The sequence below is a fragment of the Streptomyces echinoruber genome, assembly GCF_014651135.1.
Classification (GTDB): Bacteria; Actinomycetota; Actinomycetes; order Streptomycetales; family Streptomycetaceae; genus Streptomyces; species Streptomyces echinoruber.
The window spans coordinates 1-25587 of sequence record NZ_BMWH01000037.1; the positions used below are offsets into that span (position 1 = coordinate 1).

General features: G+C 67.3%; 21 protein-coding genes. 10 read left to right on the forward strand and 11 right to left on the reverse strand.

Annotated elements, in window-relative coordinates:
- Positions 1 to 74: 74 nt before the first annotated feature.
- The 3 genes from IE225_RS29555 to thyX form a co-directional block, all read right to left on the reverse strand.
- Entirely contained in the window at positions 75 to 1760 is a 1686-nt protein-coding gene (locus IE225_RS29555) for a ribonuclease J (RefSeq protein WP_190060715.1), read from the reverse strand.
- Positions 1761 to 1925: 165 nt separating this feature from the next.
- The gene (dapA, locus tag IE225_RS29560; protein WP_190060716.1) at positions 1926 to 2825 is read right to left on the reverse strand and encodes a 4-hydroxy-tetrahydrodipicolinate synthase; all 900 of its coding nucleotides are present in this window, start codon (positions 2823 to 2825) and stop codon (positions 1926 to 1928) included.
- 225 nt (positions 2826 to 3050) lie between these two features.
- The gene (thyX, locus tag IE225_RS29565) at positions 3051 to 3791 is read right to left on the reverse strand and encodes an FAD-dependent thymidylate synthase (RefSeq protein WP_190060717.1); all 741 of its coding nucleotides are present in this window, start codon (positions 3789 to 3791) and stop codon (positions 3051 to 3053) included.
- 289 nt (positions 3792 to 4080) lie between these two features.
- Here thyX and IE225_RS29570 point away from each other — a divergent pair, with 289 nt between their 5' ends.
- Together IE225_RS29570 and IE225_RS29575 are read left to right on the forward strand one after the other, a co-directional pair.
- The gene (locus tag IE225_RS29570) at positions 4081 to 4320 is read left to right on the forward strand and encodes a hypothetical protein (protein ID WP_190060718.1); all 240 of its coding nucleotides are present in this window, start codon (positions 4081 to 4083) and stop codon (positions 4318 to 4320) included.
- 160 nt (positions 4321 to 4480) lie between these two features.
- Positions 4481 to 5035 (forward strand): SCO5741 family PH domain-containing membrane protein, encoded by a 555-nt coding sequence (locus IE225_RS29575; RefSeq protein WP_190060719.1) that lies wholly within the window; start codon positions 4481 to 4483, stop codon positions 5033 to 5035.
- 324 nt (positions 5036 to 5359) lie between these two features.
- Here IE225_RS29575 and IE225_RS29580 read toward each other — a convergent pair whose 3' ends face one another.
- From IE225_RS29580 to eccD, 6 genes are all read right to left on the reverse strand, one after another.
- The gene (locus tag IE225_RS29580; protein WP_190060720.1) at positions 5360 to 5818 is read right to left on the reverse strand and encodes a tetratricopeptide repeat protein; all 459 of its coding nucleotides are present in this window, start codon (positions 5816 to 5818) and stop codon (positions 5360 to 5362) included.
- 15 nt (positions 5819 to 5833) lie between these two features.
- Positions 5834 to 6586, reverse strand: a complete 753-nt coding sequence (dapB, locus tag IE225_RS29585) for a 4-hydroxy-tetrahydrodipicolinate reductase (RefSeq protein ID WP_190060721.1) — start codon at positions 6584 to 6586, stop codon at positions 5834 to 5836.
- A 116-nt stretch (positions 6587 to 6702) separates the two neighbouring features.
- Positions 6703 to 8082, reverse strand: a complete 1380-nt coding sequence (locus tag IE225_RS29590) for a M16 family metallopeptidase (protein WP_190060722.1) — start codon at positions 8080 to 8082, stop codon at positions 6703 to 6705.
- The gene (locus IE225_RS29595) at positions 8079 to 10289 is read right to left on the reverse strand and encodes a polyribonucleotide nucleotidyltransferase (RefSeq protein WP_190060723.1); all 2211 of its coding nucleotides are present in this window, start codon (positions 10287 to 10289) and stop codon (positions 8079 to 8081) included. Before IE225_RS29595 ends, IE225_RS29590 begins: the two co-directional genes overlap by 4 nt.
- 450 nt (positions 10290 to 10739) lie before the next feature.
- Positions 10740 to 11027, reverse strand: a complete 288-nt coding sequence (gene rpsO / locus IE225_RS29600; protein ID WP_190060724.1) for a 30S ribosomal protein S15 — start codon at positions 11025 to 11027, stop codon at positions 10740 to 10742.
- A 241-nt stretch (positions 11028 to 11268) separates the two neighbouring features.
- Positions 11269 to 12738 carry a type VII secretion integral membrane protein EccD gene (gene eccD / locus IE225_RS29605; RefSeq protein ID WP_190060725.1) on the reverse strand — a complete coding sequence of 490 codons (1470 nt, stop codon included), beginning with the start codon at positions 12736 to 12738 and terminating at the stop codon, positions 11269 to 11271.
- A 163-nt stretch (positions 12739 to 12901) separates the two neighbouring features.
- On the opposite strand from eccD, the gene eccCa reads away from it, so the two are divergent.
- From eccCa to IE225_RS29640, 7 genes are read left to right on the forward strand one after another with little or no spacing between them, the layout of a single operon-like run.
- A complete protein-coding gene (eccCa, locus tag IE225_RS29610; protein WP_190060726.1) occupies positions 12902 to 16864 on the forward strand; it encodes a type VII secretion protein EccCa in 3963 nt (1320 codons plus the stop codon).
- Between the two features lie 50 nt (positions 16865 to 16914).
- Positions 16915 to 17436 carry a DUF2563 family protein gene (locus IE225_RS29615; RefSeq protein WP_190060727.1) on the forward strand — a complete coding sequence of 174 codons (522 nt, stop codon included), beginning with the start codon at positions 16915 to 16917 and terminating at the stop codon, positions 17434 to 17436.
- Entirely contained in the window at positions 17436 to 18986 is a 1551-nt protein-coding gene (locus IE225_RS29620; protein WP_190060728.1) for a DUF4398 domain-containing protein, read from the forward strand. Before IE225_RS29615 ends, IE225_RS29620 begins: the two co-directional genes overlap by 1 nt.
- A 33-nt stretch (positions 18987 to 19019) precedes the next feature.
- Positions 19020 to 20414, forward strand: coding sequence for a type VII secretion-associated serine protease mycosin (mycP, locus tag IE225_RS29625; RefSeq protein WP_190060729.1), 1395 nt, complete (start codon positions 19020 to 19022; stop codon positions 20412 to 20414).
- 51 nt (positions 20415 to 20465) lie between these two features.
- Complete coding sequence (locus tag IE225_RS29630; protein WP_190060730.1) at positions 20466 to 20882, forward strand: hypothetical protein; 417 nt, start codon at positions 20466 to 20468, stop codon at positions 20880 to 20882.
- Positions 20883 to 20903: 21 nt separating this feature from the next.
- The gene (locus tag IE225_RS29635; protein WP_190060731.1) at positions 20904 to 23174 is read left to right on the forward strand and encodes a hypothetical protein; all 2271 of its coding nucleotides are present in this window, start codon (positions 20904 to 20906) and stop codon (positions 23172 to 23174) included.
- A complete protein-coding gene (locus IE225_RS29640; RefSeq protein ID WP_190060732.1) occupies positions 23171 to 23803 on the forward strand; it encodes a hypothetical protein in 633 nt (210 codons plus the stop codon). Before IE225_RS29635 ends, IE225_RS29640 begins: the two co-directional genes overlap by 4 nt.
- Positions 23804 to 24227: 424 nt before the next feature.
- Here IE225_RS29640 and IE225_RS29645 read toward each other — a convergent pair whose 3' ends face one another.
- The gene (locus IE225_RS29645; RefSeq protein ID WP_190060733.1) at positions 24228 to 24539 is read right to left on the reverse strand and encodes a WXG100 family type VII secretion target; all 312 of its coding nucleotides are present in this window, start codon (positions 24537 to 24539) and stop codon (positions 24228 to 24230) included.
- Positions 24540 to 24563: 24 nt separating this feature from the next.
- A complete protein-coding gene (locus tag IE225_RS29650) occupies positions 24564 to 24914 on the reverse strand; it encodes a WXG100 family type VII secretion target (RefSeq protein ID WP_190060734.1) in 351 nt (116 codons plus the stop codon).
- 341 nt (positions 24915 to 25255) lie between these two features.
- Between IE225_RS29650 and IE225_RS29655 the strand changes: the two genes are divergently transcribed.
- Positions 25256 to 25552: a DUF397 domain-containing protein gene (locus IE225_RS29655; RefSeq protein WP_190060735.1), complete on the forward strand. Its 297-nt coding sequence runs from the start codon at positions 25256 to 25258 to the stop codon at positions 25550 to 25552.
- Positions 25553 to 25587 lie beyond the last annotated feature (35 nt).

Consider the following 25587-nt stretch of genomic DNA (forward strand, 5'->3'; position numbering starts at 1 on the left):
GCCTCGATGCAAATCGAGGCGCCCCGCTGGAGGTTGGTGCCGCTACGCCCCGGGAGCGGGGCGTCGGCGGGTGCTCAGACCTCCACGACGACCGGGAGGATCATGGGCCGGCGGCGGTAGGTGTCCGAGACCCACTTGCCCAGCGTGCGGCGGATGATCTGCTGCAGCTGGTGGGGGTCGGAGATGCCGCCCTGGGCGGACCTCTCCAGGGACTCGGTGATCTTCGGGATGATCTCGCCGAAGGCCGAGTCGTCGATGCCGGACCCGCGCGCCTGGATGTGCGGGCCACCGGTGATCTTGCCGGTGGTGGCATCGATCACGACGAACGCCGAGATGATGCCCTCGTCGCCGAGGATCTTGCGGTCCTTGAGCGCCGGCTCGCCGACGTCGCCGACGGAGAGACCGTCGACGTAGACGTATCCCGCCTGGACCTTGCCGGAGATCTTGGCCTTGCCCTCGACGAGGTCGACGGTGACGCCGTCCTCGGCGATGACGATGCGGTCGTGCGGGACGCCGGTGAGGGCGCCCAGCTCGGCGTTGGCGCGCAGGTGGCGCCACTCGCCGTGCACCGGCATCAGGTTCTTGGGGCGGCAGATGTTGTAGAAGTACAGCAGCTCGCCCGCGGAGGCGTGGCCGGAGACGTGGACCTTGGCGTTGCCCTTGTGGACGACGTTGGCGCCCCAGCGGGTCAGGCCGTTGATCACCCGGTACACGGCGTTCTCGTTGCCCGGGATCAGCGACGACGCCAGGATCACCGTGTCGCCCTCGACGATGCGGATCTGGTGGTCGCGGTTGGCCATGCGGGACAGGGCCGCCATCGGCTCGCCCTGGGAGCCGGTGCAGACCAGGACCACCTGCTCGTCGGGCAGGTCGTCCAGCGCCTTGACGTCCACCACCAGGCCCGGCGGGACCTTCAGGTAGCCGAGGTCCCGGGCGATGCCCATGTTGCGGACCATCGAGCGGCCGACGAAGGCGACCCGGCGGCCGTACTCGTGGGCGGCGTCGAGGATCTGCTGGATGCGGTGGACGTGGCTGGCGAAGCTGGCCACGATGATCCGCCGGCGGGCGCCCGCGAAGACCTGGCGCAGGACGTTGGAGATGTCCCGCTCGTGCGGGGTGAACCCGGGGACCTCGGCGTTGGTGGAGTCGGAGAGCAACAGGTCGATGCCCTCCTCGCTCAGCCGGGCGAACGCGTGGAGGTCGGTGAGGCGGTTGTCCAGCGGCAGCTGGTCCATCTTGAAGTCGCCGGTGTGGACCACCATGCCCGCGGGGGTGCGGATGGCGACCGCGAGGGCGTCCGGGATGGAGTGGTTGACCGCGACGAACTCGCAGTCGAAGGGCCCGATGCGCTCGCGGTGGCCCTCGGCGACCTCCAGGACGTAGGGGCGGATGCGGTGCTCCTGGAGCTTCGCCTCGATGAGGGCGAGGGTCAGCTTGGAGCCGATGAGCGGGATGTCCTCCTTCTCCTTGAGGAGGAAGGGGACGCCGCCGATGTGGTCCTCGTGCCCGTGGGTGAGGACGATGCCCTCGATGTCGTCGAGGCGGTCCCGGATGCAGGAGAAGTCCGGCAGGATCAGGTCGATGCCGGGCTGCTCCTCCTCCGGGAAGAGCACGCCGCAGTCGACGATCAGCAGGCGGCCGCCGTACTCGAAGACCGTCATGTTCCGGCCGATCTCGCCGAGGCCGCCGAGCGGGGTGACCCGCAGGCCGCCCTCGGGAAGGGGCGGCGGCGGGCCGAGTTCGGGATGCGGATGACTCAAAAGACTCTCCTCACCACGCGCGCCACGTACCGGTGAGGCACGTGGCGCGCATGACGTTCGTGCAGAAGCAGTTGTCGTGGTGGATGCAGGCACCGGTGGCCTGCCTGTTCATTTGTGAAATTGTGAAGCGTGCTCGTGCGAAGGGCTCCTTCGCGAAGTCTGTTGTCAGAGCTGTACCCCGCCGGCGGCAAGATCGATCTTGAGTTGCTCGATCTCCTCGGCGGTCAGCTCGACCATCGGCGGGCGCAGCGGGCCGCCGGGCAGGCCCTGCAGGGCGAGCGCGGCCTTGGTGGTCATGACGCCCTGGGTGCGGAACATGCCCGTGTACACCGGCAGCAGCTTCTGGTGGATCTCCGTGGCCTTCTGGACGTCGCCGCTGGTGTACGCCTCGACGAGGGCCCGCAGGTCGGGGGTGACCAGGTGGCCGACGACGGAGACGAAGCCGACCGCGCCGACCGAGAGCAGGGGCAGATTGAGCATGTCGTCGCCGGAGTACCAGGCGAGGCCGGAGCGGGCGATGGCCCAGCTGGCGCGGCCGAGGTCGCCCTTGGCGTCCTTGTTGGCGACGATCCGCGGGTGCTCGGCGAGGCGGACGATGGTCTCCGTGTTGATCGGCACGCCGCTGCGGCCGGGGATGTCGTAGAGCATCACCGGCAGTCCGGTGGCGTCGGCGACGGCTTTGAAGTGCCGGTACAGGCCCTCCTGCGGGGGCTTGTTGTAGTACGGCGTGACGACCAGGAGCCCGTGGGCGCCGGCCTGCTCGGCGGCGCGGGCCAGCTCGATGCTGTGGTGGGTGTCGTTGGTGCCGACGCCGGCGACGACGTGGGCGCGGTCGCCGACGGCCTCCAGGACGGCTCGTACCAGGTCCGATTTCTCCGCGTCGCTGGTGGTGGGGGACTCGCCGGTGGTGCCATTGACGACCAGGCCGTCGTTGCCTGCGTCCACCAGGTGGGCGGCGAGCCGCTGTGCGCCGTCGAGGTCGAGTGCGCCGTCCGCCGTGAAGGGCGTGACCATGGCGGTGAGGACCCGCCCGAAGGGGGTCTGCGGAGTGGAGGTCGGAGCCATGCTTACACGCTACTCGTTGCGCACGGTGTGGTCTTCCCTCGGGGGGCCGGATACGTCAGGACAAAGGCGGAGCCCGGTACTGCCTGCTCGGGGGTTCAGGCAGTACCGGGTCCGTTCGATCAGGCTAGATGAACCTCACCAAATGCCGCAATACGGACACTTCGCACGGCTGGCCCGTACTTGTGTTCCCTGCCTTGTGCTCGCTGCGCGGAGCCGGACGGCCCACTACGGCGCCACACGGCCGTTGGCGTTGAAGGCGGCGTGGGTGAGCGGCATCAGTTTGGCCCACTCGGCCTCCATCTTCTCCGCGACCATCTCGATCTCCCGCTGCGGGAAGGACGGCACCTTGGCCAGCTCGTGGCGGGTGCGCAGGCCCAGGAAGTGCATGAGCGAACGGGCGTTGCAGGTGGCGTACATCGAGGAGTACAGGCCGACGGGCAGCACCGAGCGGGCCACCTCGCGGGCCACGCCGGCGGCGAGCATCTCCCGGTAGGCCTCGTACGCCTGCCGGTAGGAGTCCTCCATGGCGCGGGTGACCAGCTCGTGCTGCTCCGGGGTGCCCTCGACGAACCGGTACTTGCCCGGACGGCCCTCCTGGACGAGCTTGCGCGAGGTGTCGGGGACGTAGAAGACGGGCTGCAGCTCGCGGTAGCGGCCGCTCTCCTCGTTGTACGACCAGCCCACGCGGTGGCGCATGAACTCGCGGAAGACGAAGATCGGCGCGCTGACGAAGAAGGTCATCGAGTTGTGCTCGAAGGGGCTGCCGTGCCGGTCCCGCATCAGGAAGTTGATCAGGCCCTTGGAGCGCTCGGGGTCCTTCTTCAGCTCGTCCAGGGACTGCTCGCCGGCGGTGGAGACACGCGCGGCGAAGAGCACGTCGGCGTCGGAGGCGGTGTGCTTGACCAACTCGACGGTGACGTCGCTGCGGAAGCTGGGCTTCAGGTCGTCGGCGGGGGTGTCGGTCACGGTCGGGGGACTTCCTTCCATCGCATGTCTCGGGCTTCCGTCGCCTCTCTCGGGGCGGCGCCCACTCTACGGCCCGGCACCGACAAGGGGGCGTTCGGTGCCGGGCCGCGACATCTTCGGTGAAGATCTGCTATTTCGGCGAAACAGGGCACCATCCGGGACACTCGTTCGTCTCTCTCCATGACACGGTCGGACACGGTCGCGGGATCCGGGACTGCGGCGGTCAGGACCGCACCGGCCGTGTCGGTGACAGCAGTTCGCATGAAGCCCCGAGGAGGAAGCACTCGCCATGACCCCTCCGCGCGAACCCGTGCCGTTCGCCTTTCTGGCAGAGGCCGACCGGTTCCGCAGCAATGTCGCTCCCCCGCCCCGCGAGCGCGCGTCGGCCGGTCGGATAGCCGCGCACTGCCTGCTGGGCCTGACCATCGTCGCCGGGCTCGTGGGTTCCCTGATCCTCGGCATACCGGCGCTGTCGATCGACCACACCGCCTCGCAGACACAGCAGTCCCAGGCGTCCCACCGGCCCTGACGGGTCCGGCCGGGGCCATGGCCGGCGCCGGGGCCGTCCCGCCGCCCCGCCGTGCGGGGCGCGGGAGGCACCTCCATGGCCCCGCAAGGCTGGTGGGCCAGGGCACCGGCGGATAGCCTCACCGGGCACAGCCCGCGCATGGATCGAGTGAGGACCCGCCGTGCCCCTGCCCTTCCTGACGGCCGACCACCGGTTCGAGGCGGCGGAGGACGCCGCGCTGCCGTACGACGACCGCGACCGCTGGCGGCGCCCCTACCGGCCCGGCCCCTGGCGGGTGGGCACCGCCGCGGTCCTGCTGCTGCTCGCCTCCTGCGTGCTGTGCGCGTCGTTCGTCATCGCCCTCACCGGCCCGCTGTCCGACGCCGGGTTCGCCCTGGGCACCGGCCTCGCCGTCATCGCCGTGGCCCTGCGGCTGCTGCGCATGGGCGTGTGGGTGAGCGCCCGCGGGCTGCGCCAGGTGACGTTCCTCGTGACGCGGACGGTGCCGTGGCGGCGGGTGGTCAGCGTGCGCACGGTGCAACAGCCGGTGCGCTGGCTCGGGCTGCCGCGCACCGTGCAGGGCCAGGCCCTCGTCCTGGTCCGCGCCGACCGTGCCGCGGAGGACGTGCCACCCCTCCTGACCACCCACAACGCCGACTTCCTGACCCGTCCGGGCGCGTTCGACCGCGCGGCGGACTCGGTGGAGGCGTGGGCGGAGGAGTACCGGCGGAGGTGACCACGCCGGGGCGGGGCAGGCGCCGCGCGGCCGGGACACCGGCGGTGCGGCGGAGCCGGCGGACGGCGAGCCGTGAGCGGCGAGCGGGCGGCCCGGCGGGCGCCGACGTGCCCGGCGCCGGACGCCGTACCCGCCGTGGCGCGGATGCCGCGGTGTACGGGGCGTCGCGCCGTACGCGGACGTCGTACCGTGCTCGGGCGTCGCGCCGTACGCAGGCGTCGCACCGTACGCCCGCCTCGGCCACCCCTGTGCGCCGTGCCCCGCTGCCTGCTCCGTCCTCGCCCTCCCCCGTCTGCGGGCGGCATCGGCCCGGCTCGGGCGTCGTCAGCCCGCCTCGGGCGGGCGCCTGCCGTCGTGGAGGGCGATGGCGCGCTGCATGGCCTTGCGGGCCCGGGCGGTGTCGCGGGCGTCGTGGTAGGCGACGGCGAGGCGGAACCAGGTGCGCCAGTCGTCGGGGGCGGCCTCGGTCTCGGCCTTGCGTTTGGCGAAGACCTCGTCGGCGGAGTCGCGGTCGATGCGGCCGCTCGGGGTGCGCCTGAGTTCGTCGACGGGCAGACCGCCCTCGGCGTCGAGCTCGGCGGCGAGCCGGTTGGCCTTGCGGACGAACTGGGTGTTCTTCCACAGGAACCACAGGCCGATCGCCGGCAGGACCAGCACCGCGACGCCGAAGGTGACGGTGACCGGGGTGCCGGACTGGATGAGCAGCACGCCGCGGCTGCCGACCAGCGCGAAGTAGAAGAGCAGGACGGCGGCCGTGACGAAGTAGGTGATCTTGGCGCGCATGGCGGGCGTCCGGGTTCAGCTCAGGTCGAGGAAGTGTTCGAGGCCGAAGGTCAGGCCCGGCGTGGTCACCACGCGGCGCACGCCGAGCAGGATGCCCGGCATGAAGCTGCTGTGGTGCAGGGAGTCGTGCCTGATGGTGAGGGTCTCGCCCTCGCCGCCGAGCAGGACCTCCTGGTGGGCCAGCAGGCCGCGCAGGCGGACCGCGTGCACCGGGATGCCGTCGACGTTCGCGCCGCGGGCCCCGTCCAGGGCGGTGGCCGTGGCGTCGGGCGCGGGGGCCGAGCCCGCCCTGGCCCGGGCCTCGGCGACGAGCTGGGCGGTGCGGGTGGCCGTGCCCGAGGGGGCGTCGACCTTGTTCGGGTGGTGCAGCTCGACGATCTCGACGGACTCGAAGTACGGCGCGGCGATCTGCGCGAACTTCATCGTCAGCACCGCGCCGATGGAGAAGTTCGGCGCGATGAGGACGCCCGTCTCCGGCGACCGGGAGAGCCGGTCCCTGAGCTGCGCGAGGCGCTCCTCGGTCCAGCCCGTGGTGCCGACGACGGCGTGGATGCCGTGCCGGACGCAGAAGTCGAGGTTGTCCATGACCGAGGCCGGGGTGGTCAGCTCGACGGCGACCTGGACACCGGCCTCGACGAGCGTCTCCAGCTTGTCGCCCCGGGTCAGGGCGGCGACGAGTTCCATGTCCTCGGCGGCCTCGACGGCCCGGACCGCCTCGGAACCGATCCGGCCCTTCGCGCCGAGGACCGCCACGCGCAGCTTGCTCATGTCTCTTTGTTTCCTTGTCGACGACGGGTCGGGAGCGGGCCGGAGCCGGGCCGCAGCCGGACCGGGCCGGTTCGACGACGGGCGTCGTCGAGTGGGCCACGGGCCGGCGACGGGCGTCAGGCGACGATGTCCTGCAGCCGGGCGGCCTGCTTGTCCTTGAGCGGGCCGATGACCGACAGCGACGGCCGCCGTCCCAGGATCTCGCGGGCGACCTCCCGGACGTCGTCCGGGGTCACCGCCGCCATCCGGGCCAGCATGTCGTCGACCGACATCTGCTCGCCCCAGCACAGCTCGCTCTTGCCGATACGGTTCATCAGCGCGCCGGTGTCCTCCAGGCCGAGGACCGTGGAGCCCTGGAGCTGGCCGATGGCGCGGCCGATCTCCTCGTCGGACAGGCCGTGCTCGGCGACGTGGTCGAGCTCGTCGCGGCAGATCTTCAGCACGTCCTGCACCAGGCTGGGCCGGCAGCCGGCGTACACCCCGAACAGGCCGCAGTCGGCGAAGCCGGAGGTGTACGAGTACACGCTGTAGGCCAGGCCGCGCTTCTCCCGCACCTCCTGGAACAGCCGCGACGACATGCCGCCGCCGAGCGCGGTGTTGAGCACGCCCAGGGCCCAGCGGCGGTCGTCGGTGCGGGACAGGCCGGGCACGCCGAGGACGATGTGGGCCTGCTCGGTCTTGCGGCCGACCAGCTCCACGCGGCCGGCGGTGCGCAGCGTGCGGTGGCCGGTGCGCGGGCCGAGGGGCTCGGCGTCGTGGTCCTTGAAGGCGCCGGCCCGCTCGAAGGCGGCGCGGACCTGCCGTACGACCTTGTTGTGGTCGATGTTGCCGGCGCAGGCGACGACCAGGTGGGTGGGGTCGTAGTGCTTCTTGTAGAAGCGGCGGATGCGGTCGGCGGTGAGGGCGTTGACGGTGTCGACGGTGCCGAGGACGGGGCGGCCGAGCGGGGTGTCGCCGAACATGGTGTGCGCGAACAGGTCGTGCACGCAGTCGCCCGGGTCGTCCTCGGTCATCGCGATCTCCTCGAGGATGGCGCCGCGCTCGACGTCGACGTCCTCCTCCTGGATGAGCGAGCCGGTGAGCATGTCGCAGACGACGTCGATGGCGAGCGGCAGGTCGGCGTCGAGCACGCGCGCGTAGTAGCACGTGTACTCCTTGGCCGTGAACGCGTTCATCTCGCCGCCGACGGCGTCGATCGCGGAGGAGATGTCCAGGGCGCTGCGCCGGCTGGTGCCCTTGAAGAGCAGGTGCTCCAGGTAGTGCGTCGCGCCGTTGAGCGCCGGGGTCTCGTCGCGGGAGCCGACGTGCGCCCAGATGCCGAAGGTGGCGGAGCGGACGGAGGGCAGGGTCTCGGTGACAATGCGCAGACCGCCGGGCAGGACGGTCTTGCGGACGGTGCCGATGCCGTTCACGCCCTTGATGAGGGTTTGGGTACGGGCGACGGCCCGCGCCTCCGAAGAGGTGCGGGCCGTCGCCTGGGAGGTCCGGGACGTCACTTCTCGGCGTCGTCCTTCTCGTCGTTCTCGCCCTCGATCACCGGAACGAGGGACAGCTTGCCGCGGGAGTCGATCTCGGCGATCTCGACCTGGACCTTCTGGCCCACGCCGAGGACGTCCTCGACGTTCTCCACGCGCTTGCCGCCGGCCAGCTTGCGGATCTGCGAGATGTGCAGCAGGCCGTCCTTGCCGGGCAGCAGGGAGACGAACGCGCCGAAGGTGGTGGTCTTCACGACCGTACCCAGGTAGCGCTCGCCGACCTCCGGCATGGTCGGGTTGGCGATGGCGTTGATCGCGGTGCGGGCGGCCTCGGCGGACGGGCCGTCGGAGGCGCCGATGTAGATCGTGCCGTCGTCCTCGATGGTGATCTCGGCGCCCGTGTCCTCCTGGATCTGGTTGATCATCTTGCCCTTGGGGCCGATGACCTCGCCGATCTTGTCGACCGGGATCTTGACGGTGATGATCCGCGGGGCGTGCGGGGACATCTCGTCGGGCCGGTCGATGGCCTCCATCATCACGTCGAGGATGTGCAGGCGGGCGTCGCGGGCCTGCTTGAGGGCCGCGGCCAGGACGGAGGCCGGGATGCCGTCCAGCTTGGTGTCGAGCTGGAGGGCGGTGACGAAGTCACGCGTACCGGCGACCTTGAAGTCCATGTCGCCGAAGGCGTCCTCGGCGCCGAGGATGTCGGTCAGCGTGACGTAGTGCGTCTCGCCGTTGATCGTCTCGGAGATCAGGCCCATGGCGATGCCGGCGACCGGGGCCTTCAGCGGCACACCGGCGTTGAGCAGCGACATCGTGGAGGCACAGACCGAGCCCATCGAGGTCGAGCCGTTGGAGCCGAGGGCCTCGGAGACCTGGCGGATGGCGTACGGGAACTCCTCGCGCGAGGGCAGCACCGGGACGAGGGCGCGCTCGGCGAGGGCGCCGTGGCCGATCTCGCGGCGCTTGGGGGAGCCGACGCGGCCGGTCTCGCCGGTGGAGTACGGCGGGAAGTTGTAGTTGTGCATGTAGCGCTTGCGCGTCACCGGCGACAGCGTGTCGAGCTGCTGCTCCATGCGGAGCATGTTCAGCGTGGTGACGCCCAGGATCTGGGTCTCGCCGCGCTCGAACAGCGCCGAGCCGTGGACCCGCGGGATCGCCTCGACCTCGGCGGCCAGGGTGCGGATGTCGGTGACACCGCGGCCGTCGATGCGCTTCTTCTCCTTGATCACGCGCTCGCGGACCAGCTGCTTGGTCAGCGCGCGGTAGGCGGCGGAGATCTCCTTCTCGCGGCCCTCGAACTGCGGCAGCAGCTTCTCGGCCGCGAGCGCCTTGACGCGGTCGAGCTCGGCCTCGCGGTCCTGCTTGCCGGCGATGGTGAGGGCCTGGGCGAGCTCGTCGCGCACGGCCTCGGTCAGCGCCTGCAGCACGTCGTCCTGGTAGTCCAGGAAGATCGGGAACTCGGCGACCGGCTTGGCGGCCTTGGCGGCGAGGTCGGACTGGGCGCGGCAGAGCACCTTGATGAAGGGCTTCGCGGCCTCCAGACCGGCGGCGACGACCTCCTCGGTGGGCGCCTCGGCGCCGCCCTCGATGAGCTTGATGGTCTTCTCGGTGGCCTCGGCCTCGACCATCATGATCGCCACGTCGCCGTCCTCCAGGACGCGGCCGGCGACCACCATGTCGAAGACGGCCTCCTCCAGCTCGCTGTGGGTGGGGAAGGCCACCCACTGGCCGCGGATCAGGGCGACGCGGACGCCGCCGATCGGGCCGGAGAAGGGCAGGCCGGCCAGCTGCGTGGACGCGGACGCGGCGTTGATCGCGACGACGTCGTACAGGTGGTCGGGGTTGAGCGCCATGACGGTGCAGACGACCTGCACCTCGTTGCGCAGGCCCTTCTTGAAGGAGGGGCGCAGCGGGCGGTCGATGAGGCGGCAGGTGAGGATCGCGTCCTCACTGGGCCGGCCCTCGCGGCGGAAGAAGCTGCCGGGGATCTTGCCGGCGGCGTACATCCGCTCCTCGACGTCGACCGTCAGCGGGAAGAAGTCGAGCTGTTCCTTGGGCTGCTTGGAGGCGGTGGTGGCCGACAGCACCATGGTGTCGTCGTCCAGGTACGCCACGGCGGAGCCGGCGGCCTGCCTGGCCAGGCGGCCCGTCTCGAAACGGATGGTGCGGGTGCCGAAGGAGCCGTTGTCGATGACGGCTTCGGCGTAGTGGGTCTCGTTCTCCACCAGGTTCTTCTCCTCGTCTTCGTCCCGCCCGCCCGTGTGGCGGAGGGACGGTGGCGGAGAAGCGCTCCGTGCGGTGCGGGCCGGTCTTCGATCGAAGCACCCGGGGACTCCTGCCCCGGGGGCCACTACCGAGGACCGGCGGCGGCGAGGTGCGCTTCTCCTTCGTACGTCTCGTGAGGGGACGTACCCGCGTCGGGCAGTCCCTATCACGTTGTGTCATGCAAAGTGCGTCGTGCCACCACACTACAAAGGGGCGGTGACACTCCGCACGCCCTGTCCGCACGGCCGGCCTGCCCGGCGCGTGCGTCCCGCCCCGCGTCCGTGCGCGGCGCGCGGGCCTCGTACGTCATCCGTACGCTCGTACGCCCATCCCGTACGCCCCTGCGTACAGTCGCATACAGCAAAGGGAGCGGCCCCCTTCGTCCCGGGAACCGCTCCCTGCACGGCGTCTTACTTGGCGCCCGCCGCACCCCGGCGGATGCCGAGGCGGTCGACCAGCGTACGGAAGCGCTGGATGTCCTTCTTGGCGAGGTACTGCAGCAGGCGGCGGCGCTGACCGACCAGGATCAGCAGGCCGCGGCGGGAGTGGTGGTCGTGCTTGTGGGTCTTGAGGTGCTCGGTCAGGTCGGAGATCCGACGCGACAGCAGGGCGACCTGGACCTCGGGGGAGCCGGTGTCACCCTCCTTGGTCGCGAACTCGGCGATGATCTGCTTCTTCGTGGCGGCGTCGAGCGACACGCGTACTCCTCGAAATGTTCCGTGAATGGCCACCGAGTGCCCCCGGTCTTCTTCTCGGGGGACTTCCGCAACTCGGAAGGCGGGGATCCGCTGGGCGCGACCTCCAGATCCCGGGCGACGAATCCCGGGCGACTGCCTCGGGGAGCGCCCTTGGACGGGGTCCGGGGGTGCGTACGCATACGGCCGTCAGCCAGGGTACCAGGGTCAGGAGTGGGATTTTGCAAGCGTACGCGGGCAGAGGTCACCCGGTCAGAGACCGGACCGTGGTCAGGACGCCCAGGGCTGCGAGGCACAGCGGGACCAGCGTGAGCAGTACGGTCGCCTCGGCGAGATCCAGGGCGCGGCCCCAGAAGGGCGACAGCCCCTTGCGGGGAACGATCAGACCGATCGCGGTGACGAGTGCGGCACCGGCGGCGACGGCCGCCGTCAGCCAGATCGTCCGCAGGTCGAGCGCTCCCCTGTCCCCGTGCAGGAGGAGCTCGGCCCTGGCGGCCGCGGGCGGGTTCAGCGACAGTCCGAGCAGCAGCAGGGCGATGGACGCGATGCCCGCCACCAGAGCGCAGGCCACCTGGGAGGTGTAGCGGAAGAGCCGGGCGCGGATCAGCATGGCCAGGCCGGCGGCCAGCGCGAGTAGGTGCGCCCACACGTTGTCCGAGAAACCGAGGACCGCCGCGGAGACGACGACGAGTGCCGCCGTCCCACCTACCAGCCCCAGCAGCATCTCGTGCCCGCGCCGGACCTGCGCGGCGATGCGCTCGGCGTTCAGCGGCTCACCGGACGCGCCCTGGGCGGGATCCGGGACGAACTCCTCGTATCCGGCCGAGTGCGGAGCGGCGTATCCGATGGGCAGCCGGGCGAAACGCGCCGACAGCCCCGGCAGAAAGGCCACCAGACCGATCGCCAGCGGAGCGCACACCGACGCGGCGGCGGTGGCCGACGCGTCGGCCAGGATCGCCACGAAGGTGGCGAGCGTGCCGACCACGGCCAGGAAAGTGGTGGCTACGAAGGGAGCGTCCGCACTGGGTGTGAGCGCGACGAGGACGACCGACGCCACCAGAACGGTCACGCAGCCGGTCAGGAACTGCAGCTTGCCGGGCCCCTGGCCGGCTGGGGCGCCGAAGATCCCCGAACCCGCGATCAGCAGCAGCGGCAGCGCCCCCAGTCCCATCGCCACAGCTGCACCCCGGTCGCTGTACACACGTGCGCGTACACCGGCGAAGGCCGCCAGGAAGAGGCCGAGCCCCGCGGCGATCACTCCGGGAAGGCCGTGCATGTCGTGGCGGAGCGGATCGGCACACCACAGGACGAATCCCGCCAGCAGCGCCAGCAGGGTCCCTCCCGCCAGGCCCGCGATGCGCAGCAGGTCGGTGCTCCACAGATGCCGGTCCCGGACGACCGCGGAGGCGACCGCATCGGAGACGTCGTCGTAGACGGTGGGCGGCAGCGACTCGGCGAACGGCCTGAGGCTGAGCACCTCGCCGTCGAGCACCCGCTCGTCGGCCAGGGTCCGGGCGCTGTCCAGGACAGTGCCGTCGCGACGCACCAGGTGGTACCCCGTCGGGCTGCCCACCGTCTGGGTCTGCCCCGTGAGGCGCAGGATCTCCGGATAGACGTCGGCCACGGGCATGTCCACCGGGAGCGCCACGTCGATACGGCTGTCGGGCGCCACGACAGTGACGCGGCAGAATCCGGTCGCCGTGGTCGTACTCACCTTTTACTGTCCCCCTGCTTCACGGATGCGTACGCTGCGGGCGCCACCCTACCGACAGTTGGCGTCGGTGACGGCAAGTAGGATCACGCGGAACGGAGGACGGCCGTCACCACGGGGGTGCCGGTGCGCAACCGATCGTCCGGACAAGGGGATTGCTGCTCCGGTGAGCCACATCGTCATCAAGCGTCCGCCGCGTGCACTGCCATCCGAAGTACCCACGGAAGAGCTGCTTTTGGAAGCTCCTCCCGAACTGCCGCGCGGGCAGCAAGAGGGCATGCTGATGCAGGTCCTGCCGACGCTTGGCATGGGTTCGTCGGTGGTCTTCTACTTCGCGTCCCCCAACGCCCACCCCTTCATGCGGATCATGGGCGTGGTGATGCTGGTGTCCACCGCCGCGATGGTGGTGTCCCAGATCGTCCGCTATCGCCGTGGCACACAGGGGCAGATGGCCGACGTGCGCCGTGACTACCTCCGCTACCTGGCGCAGACGCGGCGAGCGGTGCGCAGGACGGCCCAGCGCCAGCGTGACGCACAGCTGTACCTGCATCCCGCACCGGACCAACTGTGGGCGGTCGTCGCCGAGGGCAGCCGCGTGTGGGAACGCCGCATCGGCGACAGTGACTTCGGCCAGGTACGCATCGGTCTGGGCCCGCAGCAGCTGGCCACTCCCCTGGTGGCACCGCACACCGCACCCGTCGACGAGCTGGAGCCGCTGTGCGCCGGGGCCATGCAGCGCTTCCTCGCCGTGCACGGGCAGCTGGACGACCTGCCGGTGGCGGTGTCACTGCGCGCCTTCTACCACGTGACGGTGTCGGGAGACGCGGACAGCGCCCGGTCGGCCGCGCGCGCTCTGGTGGCGCAGGCGACCACCCTGCACTCCCCCGACGACCTCGTCGTCGCGGTCGTGACGGCCCCGGGTGCGGTTGACGGATGGGACTGGACGAAGTGGCTGCCGCACTGCCAACTGCCAGGCCAGTTCGACGGATCCGGCACTCGTCGGCTCTTCAGCGACGACTTGGGTGAGCTGGAGCAGCTGCTGACGGCCCGTCTGGACGGTCGTCCGCGTTTCAGCCGCGACGGCCGGCCCCTGCTGGACCAGCCGCACATCCTCGTGGTGCTCGACGGTGGCATGGTACCGCCGACGTCGGCCTTCGCGGCGGCCGAGGGGCTGCAGGGAGTGACGATCATCGAGGTGATTCCCGGTGAGCTCGAACAGCCCCGGGGCGACCTCTCGGTCGTCGTACATCCGGACACGCTGTGGCTCGACTCCGGAAGCGGAGTCGCCTACGAGGGCGTGCCCGACCAGCTGTCCCTGCCCGCCGCGGAAGCACTTGCCCGCCAGTTGGCGCCGCTGCGCCTGGGCGGCGGGGACGATGACGAACCTCTGCTGGCCAACCTGGACTTCACCGAGCTGCTGAACCTGGGCGATGCCGCTTCGGTCGACGTGTCACGCACCTGGCGGCCGCGGTCGACGCCGGAGCGGCTGCGCGTTCCGATCGGCGTCGGGGAGAACGGCCAGCCGGTGATGCTGGACCTGAAGGAGGCCGCCCAGGACGGCATGGGCCCGCACGGGCTGTGCGTGGGCGCGACCGGCTCCGGCAAGTCCGAACTGCTGCGCACCCTCGTGCTGGGCCTGGCGGTCACGCACTCCTCCGAGACACTGAACTTCGTCCTCGCCGACTTCAAGGGCGGTGCCACCTTCGCCGGCATGGCACAACTGCCGCACGTCGCCGCCGTGATCACCAACCTCGCGGACGACCTGACGCTCGTCGACCGGATGGGGGACGCGATCCGAGGCGAGCTGCAGCGGCGCCAGGAGCTGCTGCGTGCGGCGGGAAACTACGCCAACATCCACGACTACGAGAAGGCCCGGGCCGCGGGTGCCCCGCTGGAACCACTGGCATCGCTCGTCCTGGTGATCGACGAGTTCAGTGAACTCCTCACCGCAAAGCCCGACTTCATCGACATGTTCATCCAGATCGGCCGCATCGGCCGCTCTCTGGGTGTGCATCTCCTGCTCGCCTCGCAGCGCCTGGAGGAGGGCCGGCTGCGTGGCCTCGACACCTACCTGTCGTACCGGATCGGTCTGCGGACGTTCTCGGCCGCCGAGTCCCGCGCGGCGCTGGGCGTGCCGGACGCGTACCACCTGCCGTCCGTTCCCGGCTCCGGGTATCTGAAGTACGGCACGGACGAGATGGTCCGCTTCAAGGCGGCGTACGTGTCCGGGCCGTACCGGACGGGGAGCGCGGAGGCGAACCAGAACCGCATGCCCATCGAGCGCCGGCCTGTCGTGTTCACCGCGACCCCCGTACCTGTGATCCACACGGCTCCGGATCCGGTCCAGGTACAGGCTTCCGCACGGCGGAAGGAGGACGACGCGCTCGCCGACACCGTGCTGGACGTCATTGTGCAGCGGCTGGAGGGACAGGGCGTTCCCGCCCACCAGGTGTGGCTGCCGCCGCTGGACCAGGCGCCCACGCTGGATCAACTGCTGCCGGCTCTGGCGGTCACCGCCGAACGTGGTGTCCATGCAGCGGAGTACACCCGGCTGGGCGGTCTGACGGTCCCCCTCGGGCTGGTCGACAAGCCGTTCGAGCAGAAGCGCGAAATCCTCTACCAGGACTTCTCCGGCGCGGCGGGCCACATGATGGTGGTCGGCGGGCCCCAGTCGGGCAAGTCGACGTTGCTGCGCACACTGATCGCTTCCTTCGCACTCACGCACACACCGCACGAAGTGCAGTTCTACTGCCTGGACTTCGGTGGCGGCGGCCTCGCCGCGATCGGCGACCTGCCGCACGTGGGCGGCGTGGCCTCCCGGCTGGACCCGGAGCGCGTCCGGCGCACGGTAGCCGAGGTGGCGGGCATCCTCAGTCGCCGCGAGCAGTTCTTCCGCAGCCACGGCATCGACTCCATCGCCACCTACCGCCGTCGGCGCGCGGCGGGCGACCTGCCCGGTGAACCGTGGGGCGACGTCTTCCTGGTCATCGACGGCTGGGGCGCTTTCCGCAACGAATACGAGGGCCTGGACGGCGTCGTCAACGACATCGCGGGCCAGGGCCTGGGGTACGGCATCCACGTCGTGCTGTCGGCCTCGCGCTACATGGAGGTACGCGCCGCGCTCAAGGACCAGATCCTCGGCCGGCTGGAACTCCGCCTGGGCGACGTCATGGACTCGGAGTTCGACCGCAAGGTCGCCGCGAACGTACCGACGGGCGTTCCGGGTCGCGGACAAGTACCGGAGAAACTCCACTTCATGACGGCCATGCCGCGCATCGACTCGTCCTGCGACCCGGACACCCTCGCCGACGCCACGGCGCAGTTCGTGCAGACGGTGAAGGACAACTGGCCTGGCCCGTCCGCTCCGACCGTACGCCTCCTGCCGCGCAGGCTGCCCGTCGACCAACTGCCCAAGGGCTTCGAGTTCCCGCAGTACGGCATCGCGATCGGTATCGACGAAGCGAACTTGGAACCCGTCTTCGTCGACCTCGACACGGACCCGTTCTTCCTCGTCTTCGGCGAGAGCGAGTCCGGCAAGACGAACCTGCTGCGCCTGATCGCCCAGCAGATCGCCGAACGGTACACACCGGCCGAGGCGAGAATCGTCGTCGGCGACTACCGGCGCACCATGCTCGAGGCGGTCTCCGAGGAGCACCTGCTGGAGTACGCGCCCATGGCGTCCGCCATGGAGGTGCACATGGACGCGGTACGCCAGTTCATGGAGCTTCGTGCGCCCAAGCCCGACATCACCCCGCAGCAGCTGCGCGACCGCAGCTGGTGGAGCGGCCCGCAGCTGTTCGTCATCGTCGACGACTACGAACTGGTCGCCACCAATTCCGGCAATCCGCTCGCGCAGCTGGTGGAGCACCTGCCCTTCGCGCGGGATGTGGGTGTCAAGTTCATCATCGCCCGCAGCGCCGCTGGTGCTTCCCGGGCGATGTACGAGCCATTTCTGCAGCGCGTCAAGGAGCTCGGCGCCCAGGGCATCGTCCTGTCGGGTGATCCGAGCGAGGGCGACATCCTCGGCAATGTCAGGGCGCGCCCCATGCCTCCCGGCCGTGGCGTGTTCGTGTCCCGGAAGCGCGGAACGTCTCTTATGCAGGTGGGCCTGCTCCCGCAGCACCACTAGAGTGATCGCACGAGTCTTGACTGAACGGGGACAACGGGGAGGCGGCTGAGGTGAGTGCGAACGGGGGCAGTGATGGTGGCGCGCCGGACACCGGCAGGTCCTTCGACACCCTCCACGGTGTGAACCCTCAGATGGCGCTGGACATCCAGCACAGCGCCATGAAGAGATTCAAAAAACGCGTCGACGAACTGCTGCGGGAGCTCGACGAGTCGGAAGCCGCTCCCGGCAAGGTGGGCAGGGACCGGCTTTCCCGGGCCCACTTGGGTTCCGCCGACTTCAAGGAAGCACAGTTCCTCTACGAGTCGTACACCATCGTCCACGACGAGTTGGAGAACCTCTCCAGGGCCCTCAGCGCGCAGATCGAGGGAATGGGGCTCGCGGTGCACGCCTCCCAAGTGGGCTACGAGAACCTCGACCACGACATCCGGGCACGGATGAAGGAGGTCAACGCGGAGGCGGAAAGGTATTACGTGCCGCAGCGGGATCCGTATGCGCGCCAGGGGGACGGCACGAACGCAACGCCAGAGACCGGGACACCCGACACCGGGGCGAATGGGGGGAAGGCCTACTGATGGGCGAGCAGCCGAAGCCGGCGCGCACTGACTTCGAGTCCATGACGCACGAGCAACTGGCAGCGTTGATCGAGTCTGCCACCTCCGAGAGTGCGTCTCACCTCGCCACCAAGCTGTCCAAGGCGGCGTCGACGATCACCAAGATCGGCGACGATCTCATGCAGCACGTCAAGGGACTTGAGTGGCAGGGCGACGGCGGAGATGCCTTCCGTGATTGGGGCGGTCAGACGGCCGGCGCCACACTCCGCCTGGGCCAGTACGCCGAGGCCGCGTCGCGCTGGATGGCCACGGTGTCACAGGCCATCGCCGAGGCGAAGGCGGCCATGCCGGACCCGTCGGAGACCGCGCAGGCACAGGCGGATCTCCGTGACGCGCACAAGACCATTGCGGCCGCCCAGGAGCCGGGGGCACGCAACGATCCCGACGCGCGCAAGCTGGCACAGACCGCCAAGACCGACGCCGCGGCGGCGCAGACCCGCATTGAGGCCGCCCATGCCGAGGCGGTCCAGCAGCTGCGCAAGCTGGCGCAGACGTACGAATACTCGGCGCAGCAAGTGAACAGCGTGGAGCCACCTACGTTTTCACCACCGGCGGACCACACGGGTACCGACCAATGGTGGGGCAGGGATGCCACACAACAGTACGTTCCGACCGGTTCCTCCATCAGCAGCACCAGCCCGAGTGTGACGCCCAACTCCGAGAGCACAGTAAGCAGCAAGGGAACATTCGCCACCACTCATCCCCACAGGGAGACACTGCCCACAGTCGCACCTGGAGCTACCGACACTGACGCGGTCCGTTCGAGCCCCGTCAGCATGGGCATCGACGGTTTGGCAGCACTGCCTCACATGTCCGCACCAGCCACACCCACGCCTCCACCGGCGACTGGGGGCACCCCTGTTTCGCACCTTGATGTGCCGCTGGCGCGGCCTTCCATCTTTCCGCCGACTTTTCAGAACAGCGGAAGTAGCGGTGCGAGCAGCGCCACTCCCGGACGGGTACCTCCTGCCTTCCGGACTCCGGCCCTGCCCGGGTCTCAGAGCACAGGGCCGGGTGGTGCCGGCATCCGCATGCCGCGTGAGAGTGGAATCATCGGGGGACGTGCAGTGTCTCCCAGCGCGGGCCGCCCTACAGGGGGGATCCCGCGAGGAACCGTCATCGGCGGGCAGGGAGTCCAAGGCCGCACTCCCGTGACGCGTGGTTCGGCTTCAGGTGTCGCGGAGGCCAACAGAGGCAGCACCGGTGGCATGCCCGGCGGCCGTCGCCTTGCCTCGCAGCCCGGCGGGATGATCGGTAAACCGGCCAACCAAAGCGGTCGCGTTACGGCTCGGCCTTTCACATCGGATGGGGCCGGTTTGCAGCGCCAGAACAGACCAGCCGAGCCCTCAAGCACATCGGCACACGGCCGTCCGAGTATCCCAGGGCAGGCAGGTAAGGCCCAGACCTCGCAGCAAGACCGTAAGCAAGGCGAGCGGCCTGAATATCTCGCAGAAGACGAAGAAACCTGGCAGCGCAGCGACCGCCGCGTGGTGCCGCCAGTAGTGGACTGACATCCAGGGTCGGCTTCGCCCTCGGGAAGGCATATGCGTATCAGCGACAAGCAAACATGGCATCCCAAGTCGGGGGTCGCGGCGGTCCTAGGCCTTCTCTTGATGGGCCTTGCCGCCACACCCGCACATGCGGAGTCCGTTCGCGCCAGGCAATGGCATCTCGACGCCATGCACGCCGACGAGATGTGGAAGGTCAGCACAGGCCGCGGGATCACGGTTGCCGTCATCGACTCGGGAGTGGATGATTCCCTGGCCGACCTCAAAGGCCAGGTCCTTGACGGAAAGGATTATTCTTCCCAGTCCGGAGACGAGCACACTGACCTTGACGGCCACGGCACCGGCATAGCCGCGCTTATTGCAGCCACTGGCGCACGTGGTTCGCTGGACGGCTCCTACGGACTCGCTCCAGGCGCCAAGATCCTTCCCATCCGTGTGCGTTCTGCCACCGAGGACTTCGGGAAGGTGGACGAATTGGCCGAGTACTCCCGGACGCTGTCCAAGGCGATCCGTTTCGCAGCCGACTCGAAAGCACAGATCATCAACGTCTCCCTGGGGGCTTCCGACGCGCCAGGTAGGAAAAATGTCGGCACTCCCGAACTCGCGTCTGCGGTCAGATATGCCATCAACAAAGGAAAGTTGATCTTTGCGGCGGTCGGGAACACTGGCGAAAAGGCCAATAAGCCGGAGTATCCGGCGTCGACGCCCGGCGTTGTGGGTGTAGCAGCAGGCAGCAAAACTGTCAAAGCCCTCTCCTTCTCCCAGCATGGCCCGGAAGTCGACTTCATGGCCCCCGGAGAAGACATGATCCACGCTTGCCTCGGACGAACGGGAGTCTGCGAGAGCAGTGGCACCAGTGACGCTACGGCCATCGCGTCAGCCTCCGCCGCACTCATCTGGGCTAAGCATCCGACTTGGACCAACAATCAGGTCCTTCGGGTCATGCTGAACACGGCCGGCCGTGCCACGAACGGCGCCAAGCGCACCGACTACATCGGCTACGGAGTCGTACGCCCTCGCATTGCGCTGAAAAGCCCAGGAGATCCGGGCCCTGCCGACGTGTACCCTCTGCCAGACCTGAAGGCGGCTTCGAAAGATCCCACGCCTCAGGCGTCCCACTCAGCAGCTGCTGGCAAGGACCAACAGGGCAAGGCCTCAACGCCTGAGGCATCCGACGCAAGCAACGCCGACAACACCTCTCAGTGGATCGCTCTGGGCGTAAGTGCCGCCGCGCTCCTTGGTGCCGCAGTCACTGTCCCCGTCGTTCGGGCGAGGCGCCGACGCAGCGAACCGGTACCCACTGCCCCGGCCCTTCCGCCTCCGTATCCGCCGTACGCCCCCCACCAGTCCTATCCATCCTTCGGTCCGCCTCAGAACCAGGTCACTGGCTCGCCTACCCAAGGGGCACCCGGCCCGGAACAACACCCCTGAGTCAGGGCGCACACAACCGTCAGTTGTCAGTGACAGTACGAAGGAATCAACGTGTCATTCGATGAACTCTGGGGCCAGGCCCGCAGCAACGCCGTCGCACGCCAACACAGCAACATGCGGCTGAACCAGCTGCCAGCAGACGTCGGTGGCAGCGCACCAGGAAAGAAACTCGTTGCCGACTCCGGGTTTCTGATGAATAGGGCGACCAAAGCGGACACGGTCCGCGATGACTTTGTGAAGGTGGACGACTCCGCCACCAAGGAGACCAGCCAAGTCGGTGCCAGCTTGAAGGGGTTCAAGTCAGGGCCGGCGTTCTCCACATTCTTGACCAGGTGGCGCGAGCAGGTGAAGTACGTGGAAAACCTACTGAAGAATGACATCGCAGGCACATTGCGTTCCAGCGCGAACGAATATGCCGCACGCGAGGAAAAGGAGAAGTCCCGCCACAGCAAAGAAAAGCTCAAGTAGCTTCGCGGAACAGGAAACAACATGCTGAATTATCAAACCCTCCTTCAGGCCGACTTCGATACATTGATTGAAGCTGTAGCAAAATGGCGCAAGCTTCCTGAAGAATACAGAAAAGTCCACAAGAAATACGAAAACACCGTCGAAAAGGATCTGGAGGGGTCCGACTGGAAGGGTGAGGCCGCTACCGCCGCCCTCGACAAGGTCAAACTTGTTGGTAAACAGATCGACGCGGCGGCGGACGAGGCGCAGGATGTGTACAAGCTCCTGGATGACGCTCGCGAAATCTTTACCAGCTCCCAGTCCAAGCTAAAGAGCCTGAAGCAGGATATTGAGTCGGACAAGTATCTCTCGATCAAGCCTGATGGAGAAGTCTATTTCGATCCGCCCGAAGATACCCCCAGCGAAAACATCGCGGCACTGAACAAGGGGTATCAGGAAACGCTGCAGGCCTACCGCAACAGCATTCGATCGATCATCGATGCCGCCCAGGAAGCAGATGATACTCTTTTTTGGGCCTTGAGTCAGGACCACAACGGCCGCAGCAAGGGGTTCAATTCCAATACTTACCACAGCATTGCCGATGCCAAGAAGGGACGCGAGCAGGCCGACAAGGACCTGAAGGAGCTTGAGAAGCTGACTGGTAAAAAGAGCGAGCTAGCACTGGCTGGCGCAAACGACTCCTTGGACCCCGCCGTGCTTCGCCGCATCAACACTCTCTTGGCTCGCCATGAAGGCGACCCGTATTTCGCGGAGAAATTCGCGACCCATCTGGGCGGGAAAAGAACGCTCGAACTGTGGACCAGAATCGCCGACCGAGTCCAGACCGGGGGGGAACAGACCAAGGCTTCCGCGGCGATTCAGAAGTCATTGAGCTTCACCCTGGCGACAGCGTCGCATTCCGACAGCAAAGCGATGGAACGCTGGAAGGACGACGTGATCTCCTTGGGCGGCAAGCAGATCGACTACCTGGACATGGAGAGAGGGATTACACAGAAGGGCCCCTATGGATTCCAGGTGATGAGTAGCCTGATGCGCTACGGCACTTATGACACTGATTTCCTCGATGACTACGGCAAGAAGCTGATCAGTTTCGAAAAGGCGCACAAGGAGGAGAAGCCCAATGACCTGTGGCGGGCCGACGGTGATGCCGCTCCTTACTTGAACTTCGGGTCAGGCGACGACCACGGGTTCGACCCCATGGCCGGCTACATGGAAGCACTCGGCCATAACCCGGATGCCGCCAAGGATCTCTTCTACTCAAAGGACTGGGAGAGCGACGAAAGACTTGATCCCGATCTCAAGTACCTGCTGAAGGATCGTGAATGGCCGAATGCCAATCCTTTTGCTAAGGACAGCAGGGGCTACGGCTACGACGAGCTAGGACATGCGCTCGAGGCTGCAACGCTGGGTGTTCCGTACGACTCGTCCGACGGAGTGCTGCAGCGGGACGACCGAACTGCAAACATCATGGAGCAGGTAGCCGTCACTGTTTCAAAGGACATCGGCTTCGTCGACAACAAGCCTGGTATCGGTGACAGTCTTGCCCGGATGGGGGCAGGGTACATGGACGACTTGAACTGGTCCACGATCGACGAAGGCGGGCGTGGGTCAATCGAGGGTCGCGACAGCATGTACAACCATGAAGGCAAGGGACATATCAATCTCAAGCAGTCGACGGCGGCCCAGTTTCTCTATAACGTCGCTCAGCATGACAGCGGCTACAAAATTCTGTCGTCGGCACAGCAGGCATTCACTCTGGGCGCTTTGGAGGCACACGGAGACTCCCCAGAGGCCGCACGCAAAATCCTCAACAACGGAGGATATGTGCATGGCGTTCTGGATGAGGCACGTATCTCCTACCTCGACAAGCAGTACGGGGACGCCACCGACAAGATCAATGACAAGCTCGGTGAGTCAGCCGAATGGAAAAAGTTCGGCATCAGTCAAGGAATCGGTATGGCGACCGGCCTTGTGCTCCTGCCAGTAGGCGGGCCAGCCGTTTCTGCAGCAGCAGCATTCGTGGTTCCCACCTTGGTCGAGGGAGCTGCTGGTGCTGCAGAAACACAATGGGGAATCGAGATCGACAGGGAGACCAAAGAAAAAGAGGCAGACCTTTCCGACAAGAACCGCATGACCGTAACTCGTTTCAGCGATCTCGGTCAACTGCGGGCGACTACTCCAGCACTTCTGTATATGAAGGAACACTCGGGGCGTGACTACACGGAAAGTGTCCTGAACGCATACGATCGCGGCGCGAACACAACTGACCGCACGGACGGAGGCCGCCGGTGAATCGCTACGGCATTGCTACCCTGGGGGCTGCTCTTCTACTGCTCTCCTGTACAGGTTGTGTAGACCAAAAGCCACCTCATGGCACCGCAGCGCTGAAAAAGGCGTGCGGCGGAATTTTGGATCCAACGGCAATCAAGGAAGCGCAGGAGAGCGACAATTTCAGCCGCGCGTATGACAAGTCCACCGCAAGTGATTCATATACCGCAGCTGCCAAAACGCTGCTGGCGGAAGATCACGCTGCTTACGTGTGTCGGATCGCTATCGATGACGCCCCACCTTCCGGAGCCGACGGCCTATGGATCAAATTCACCCCGGGGCAGGGAAGTCTTTTCTCCGAGGGACAGAACCGAAGCTATAGTTCTTACAAGGCTTACAACCTGGGTTCGGGAATGCAGGCAACAAGCGAGTCAGGGAGCGGAGACGTACTCTTCCTGTGCAAGCTCAAAGATCGGAACACCCCGCTTTCCGTGACAGGCAGTCTGTACAATAACCTGGACCTATCCGTGAGAACGCGATTCAGGGTTCTCTTCCGTTCGTCTCTCAAGATGGTGAAACTCCTCAAGTGTAAGAACGAAATTAATTTTCCCTCCCCTGAAAGCATGAAGCCTCTCCCGCTTGAGCAGAGCTGAGTTCGCCATGGCGGTGACCCATCACATTACGGCGACGAGTGAAAACGGACAGACGCACACCGTCAACCTAGAGCGCAACTTCGTCCTTGACACCGGACGAGGAACTCTCGTCTGTAACAGTTGCGGCTGGAGAGACTCACCACTGAGTGTGCGGAAAACTTATATGGAGTTCGCAGGTGAGCATCTGGCTCAGGCGCATGGTGCGAATCTCGACTTGGCGTACTCCGCCAGTGCCTCGTTCCGCCGACTCCAGTTGGTCGCTCCGCTGCTCGCAGTAGGAGTGGTCCTTCTAGGAATGATGTTTCTGCGATGACTTTTGGGGTCGCTGAGGCGTGCGCTCCTGAATATCAAAAAGAGGGAGACGACACGCTTGCCGTCTCCCTCCTCACCGGGTGCTGCGCCCCGTAACCGACCTTCCGGCCGTTCAGCCCATCAGCATCCGGAAACGTGCCGCGTTGCCCTTGTCGGTGTCCTGGTAGCCGATGACCGACTCGTCCAGGAGGGTGGCGATGCGGCCCAGCTTCTCGGTGAGGCCGGCCATCTCTGTCGTGTTGCTGCGCTCAATCTCACTGAAGGCCGTCTTGGCCTCGCCCTCCCAGTGGGCGGCATGGCGCTTCACTGCCCGCATCAGTGCATCGAGGTGATCGCTCAGGTTCTTGGCCGTGTTACGGACGTCGGTCGCAGCCTGGGTGACGGTGTCGTAGTTGACCGCTGTCCGGTCGAAGTTCTCTGCCATGTTCTCCGTTCCTTCCTAGCGGTTTCAGCTGTAGTTGACGCCGACCTGGCCGAGGATCCTGCTCTGGATCTCTCCCGAGTTGTCCACCTTCCTGATCTCCGAGATGCGCTCCTGCTCGTGGGAGTGGAACGTGCCGGCGCTCAGCCGGACCACCTCGTGCAGATCTGCGAGATTGTCCTGGAGCTTCCTCAGGTGCTGGTTCACCCCTCGCTGCATGGAGTCGAACTCCTTGCCTGCGGCGCCCTGCCAGCCGGCCTGGACCATGTCCACGACCTGGTTGAGCGAACCGATGCGCTTGCTCAGTTCGATGGTGAATTCGTCGATGTGCTTGGCCAGTTCAGTGAGGCTGTCGTTGCTGTAATCGAAGACGCTCATGGCCTCTTGCCCTCCTCTTGTCCTGACAGTGGCGACAACCACCGTGCCGACGCCTGCGGATGGATCTCCGGTTCCAGGCCTCCGGTGGGCAAGAGATGTCACTGCCCCGCTTCCGCCCGCGCGAGACGCAACACCGCGCCGCCCCCGTGCCGTACCACTCACGTGATACCTGGGGCCACTCTAGTCACTTGATGTGGCACTTCCAACTGCAAAGGGCCGGTGTGGCCGCTCAGTTGGCGTGTGGTTGACGGCTGCCTCGGGCGAGCGGGCACAGTGCGCGGTCCTGCCCAGTAGGGTGGCGAGTGGATCGTTGGTACGTCACGTGAAAGGACCGCTCCGCCATGGCCGATACGCCGGATGAGGAACTCAGGGCGCGCAAGGAGCGGGAGCGGGACGAGCTCTACGCTCTCGACATCTCCGGGGTCGAGTGGCACTGCGCGCCGGGGACGGAGGACCACGAGGAACGGGTTGAGATCGCCTATCTGCCGGGCGGGGCCGTGGCCATGCGGTCGTCACTCGACCCGGACACGGTGCTGCGGTACACGGAGGCCGAGTGGCGGGCTTTTGTGCTCGGTGCACGGGACGGGGAGTTCGATCTGGAGCCGGAGCCCCAGAACGGAGGCGCCGCCGCCGAATGAGCGGATGCCGGCAGGCAAAGGGGGTGGCACGGACG